The organism is Sinomonas soli, assembly GCF_054782415.1.
Window position 1 is genome coordinate 1 of sequence record NZ_BAAGSN010000041.1, and the last position, 3,433, is coordinate 3,433.

Genomic DNA, 3,433 nt, shown 5'->3' on the forward strand with positions numbered 1-3,433 from the left:
GTAGTAACCCACGAGGTTGCCGCCAGTGGAGGCGAGTGCTGGCGCGGCCTCTCGGATCACGTCTTGGTCGCACGTTCCCAGGTCCACGAGGATCAGGCTGAAGCTGCTTCCTCGCACGCGGCCACTGCGTTCTGGGTTGAAGAACCGGATGTCGCCCTCGCCGATGGAGATCCGCTCCGCACCGTTGACCTTCGAGAAGGACTCGATGAACGAGCCGCCAGCCTCCATGATCGTGTTGAAGGCGACCGTCGTGTGCTTGGTGATGACGCCGACCTGGCCGGCCGCGTACGCGACGTTGATCGCCTCCTCAGCGAGGAAGTCTGCGAGGTTGCTCACTGGTCGTCCTCAGGATCGGCGGGAATGACCTCGACGTTGTCCGCCATCAGTGTGAGGCGCACGGACGGCAGGCCCTTGCCGGTGTCGAAGAGCTGCACGTCGAGCGAGTCCTCGGCGCTGATGTGCCAGGGGAACGGCTGGCCGTCTACGATGACCGGCTCGGCGCCTTTGCGGAGGTCGATCGTGATCTTGTTCGGCAGATTCGGCATGGCGGAGGCTCCTTCGGCAAGTCGGCGAGCGCAACGCGCCCTATCTCAGGTCGATCGTGCATCCTCCAGGCTCTTCGACCCCTTGCGCAGGTTGCACACGAGGTGCGAGCACTGCACGTTCTCCATCAGGTGGCTGCCCCCGTCTGTCCAGGGAATCCTGTGGTCGAGGCTGGCGCAGAGGGGATCCGGGTATACGAGCGCGCTATCAACTGCACCGCCGCAGATTCCGCAGATCCAGCCGTCTCGCTCGAAGACCTTCACCGGGTCGATCGGCTCGTACTCCACCCCATAGAACTCGGCGCGTTTGCGGGGCTTCCTCGGCCGGTTGTACGCGGGAACGCCTGCTGCCCAACCCTCACGATGTCGGCGCCGGTCGTACTCTCTCCTGTGGGGCCTGCTGTCGCGGTTGCGATATCGGCACTTCTCAGAGCAGAAGACCCGGAGCGGGTGAGACTTCTCAAACGGCTCCTGGCATTCCGGGCACATAGCGACACTCACGCGCCTACACCTCCCCGGGGGTCCGTTTTCACCGCCAAAAACCGCGGAATCACGGGGATTATTCTGAAATTCGGGGGAGGGAGGACGCTCACCCGGCGAAGGGTCCCAGGCTTCGGGGTCCTAGATTTTTCCCGGGTTCACCAGTCCTCGGAGACGAGCCCGAGACTCTCCTCCCGCTGGATGCCGGCACCCTTGTTGCAGTCGAGATGCGCTGGCTTCCAGTTGCTCGGCTCCCACGTGAGCTCGGGGAACTGCTTCCTCGACATCACGTGCTGCACGCTGCACGACTGCGGGTGCGGGTACTCGAGCGAGTAGTCGATGCTCTGGTCGCAGATGCAGCACGCGGCGTTGGCCCGTCGCCCCTCGGCCTTGACCCGGACGAGCGCGTCCTGGCGGCGGCGCCCCGACCACGGTGGGATGTGCAAGCCGTTCGTCACCGGAGCTGCCTCCGATCCGCGCCCGATCATGAGGGAAGCCCGGTCTGCAGTTAGGGGTCTGCGGACCGGGCTTCCCGGATTCGGTGACACTACATCACCATCAAGAGCTAAGTTACACTCCGTCAACTATCAGTTGTCAGGACGCGCCCTCCCCCGGCGTGTCGGCCCTTCGGCCCGACGTACTTGCCGAGCAGGTGCTGCTCGACCGCGTGGTCCCGATGGGTGCCCAGCGAGGCGAGCACGTCCCGCTCGGCGTACAGCTTCGGCTTCGTGTTCAGCGCGAGCCAGCCGTCGCGCTTCGCCACCTCCCGGGCCCAGCGCTTCGACCAGCCGCTGAGCTTCCGGACGTCGTCGATGTCGAGCCACCCGGCCGGCCTACCCACGGCGCCTCACCTTCGCGATCTCCACCCACCGGCTGAGCGGGAAGGTGTGGGCAGGATCGGCGTCGCAGACGAGAAGCTCCGCCGAGCGCTGCCGCAGCGACCCGATGCAGGCACGGTTCGGGCAGCGGCCGTGGGCCTTGAGCTCGCGGGCAGGCTGAGGCATCGAGCCCCACGCATCCCACACCTCGGGCAGGGCCGCGGCCACGAGCGAGCTCGACGGGTGCGCCGTCATCCACTGCAGGTGCCAGCGGGCGATGAGCCCCGCGACCGGGCCGGTGTTCTCGCCGCCGACCAGGCGAAGGTCCGGACGGTCCTCGATCAGCTGCGACACCAGCCCACGCACGGCCGCGTCGACCATGGCCGAGGCCTCGACGTACTCGAGCGCCAGCGGGACAGCAGGGTCCACAGACTTCGACCGGACCTCGCTCCCTCCCCCACCCGCCGGGTGGAGCATCTCCTGCAGCACCTGCCACCGCTCCTCGATCCCGAGCAGTGCCTTCCGCAGGCTATCCGTGCAGCGCCAGCACAGCCACGACCCCGGCTCGGCAGCCACCTGCCCGCCGTCGTGCACCCCGACGCAGTACCCCGAGAACCGGACCACCCTGCGCGCCAGCTCGTACGGAACCATCCGCACCCGGCCCTCCTGGACCACCGGGTACCGCTTCGCCAGACGCCAGTTCGCCGGCAGGGATCTGAGGTCCACCACCGTCGCCGTCATGCAGCCCTCCTCGCAGCCGCCTCGACAGGGGCCGGCAGCTGCAGCACCTGCCCGAGCTCGGCACGGGCGCCCTCGCTGACCTTGCGGACCTCGGCCGAGACCATGATCCAGGGGACATCGTCGACGTCGAGCACCTCGACCTTGCACCCGCCCGCGACCCGGGCCGTCGTGTAGCCGAGCCGGTAGGCGTCCTCTACCCAACGCCGGCAGGCCTCGACGGAGAGCTCGGCCACGTGCAGGTCCTGATCCTCGATCAGGTAGGCAGCAGCGAACGTCAGGGAATCAGGCAGGGGAATGCTCGTGGTCATCTTCTCCTCCTCGGTCTAGTGCGCTTCTTCGATCTGGGAGCAGGGGCTGGTGGGGTGGGCGGCAGGCCCGCCCCGGCCCTTCCAGTTCCGTCCCGTCCCGGCCCGACCCGCCCCGACCCGTCCCGGCTTATCCGGATCCCGAAGTCAGGCGATTGGTCAGGATTCGCCAGAATTGGTCGATCCTGCTCGATTCCTGCTGAATCTGTGACGCCGGGCGTGACTGCTGTCCCGCTTTCCGTTGCGTCTGTTCCGCCTTGGCCGGTGTCGCCGTCGCCGTGGGCGGTGTGTGGGCCGGTGGAGCCGTCGCCCTGGGTGTGAAGGCCGGAGGTGCCGTTGCCTTCGCTGTCGGGGCCGGGTTCACCGTTGCTCTGGTCCTGCGTCTGGCCGGGCTTGCTTCCGTCGCCAGAGGTGGTGGGTGCGGGCCGGGAGTAGCCGTCGCCCGCGTGGTCACCGGGGCGCATGCCCTCGGTCGCTGCCGGGACCTTGATGCCGAGGCGCCGGACGTAGTCGTGCTCGCGCAGCCACTGAACCGTCGACACGGAGA

Annotated in this window: 7 protein-coding genes; all 7 read right to left on the minus strand. The window is 67.8% G+C overall.

The features are described from left to right. Positions 1–336, minus strand: a 336-nt coding sequence (locus tag ACYVKZ_RS20960; protein ID WP_460994409.1) for a hypothetical protein, incomplete at its 3' end; no start/stop codon positions are given. Next, a complete protein-coding gene (locus ACYVKZ_RS20965; protein ID WP_460994410.1) occupies positions 333–545 on the minus strand; it encodes a hypothetical protein in 213 nt (70 codons plus the stop codon). The genes ACYVKZ_RS20960 and ACYVKZ_RS20965, both read right to left, overlap by 4 nt. Positions 546–590: 45 nt before the next feature. After that, positions 591–1,043 (minus strand): HNH endonuclease, encoded by a 453-nt coding sequence (locus ACYVKZ_RS20970; RefSeq protein WP_460994411.1) that lies wholly within the window; start codon positions 1,041–1,043, stop codon positions 591–593. A gap of 137 nt (positions 1,044–1,180) precedes the next feature. Next, on the minus strand, positions 1,181–1,480 hold the full coding sequence (locus ACYVKZ_RS20975) for a hypothetical protein (RefSeq protein WP_460994412.1): 300 nt from the start codon (positions 1,478–1,480) through the stop codon (positions 1,181–1,183). A 122-nt stretch (positions 1,481–1,602) separates the two neighbouring features. Next, a complete protein-coding gene (locus tag ACYVKZ_RS20980; RefSeq protein WP_460994413.1) occupies positions 1,603–1,863 on the minus strand; it encodes a hypothetical protein in 261 nt (86 codons plus the stop codon). Further along, positions 1,856–2,581, minus strand: coding sequence for a hypothetical protein (locus tag ACYVKZ_RS20985; protein ID WP_460994414.1), 726 nt, complete (start codon positions 2,579–2,581; stop codon positions 1,856–1,858). The genes ACYVKZ_RS20980 and ACYVKZ_RS20985 overlap by 8 nt, the downstream gene beginning before the upstream one ends. Further along, positions 2,578–2,889 (minus strand): hypothetical protein, encoded by a 312-nt coding sequence (locus ACYVKZ_RS20990; protein ID WP_460994415.1) that lies wholly within the window; start codon positions 2,887–2,889, stop codon positions 2,578–2,580. Before ACYVKZ_RS20990 ends, ACYVKZ_RS20985 begins: the two co-directional genes overlap by 4 nt. Positions 2,890–3,433: the final 544 nt, after the last annotated feature.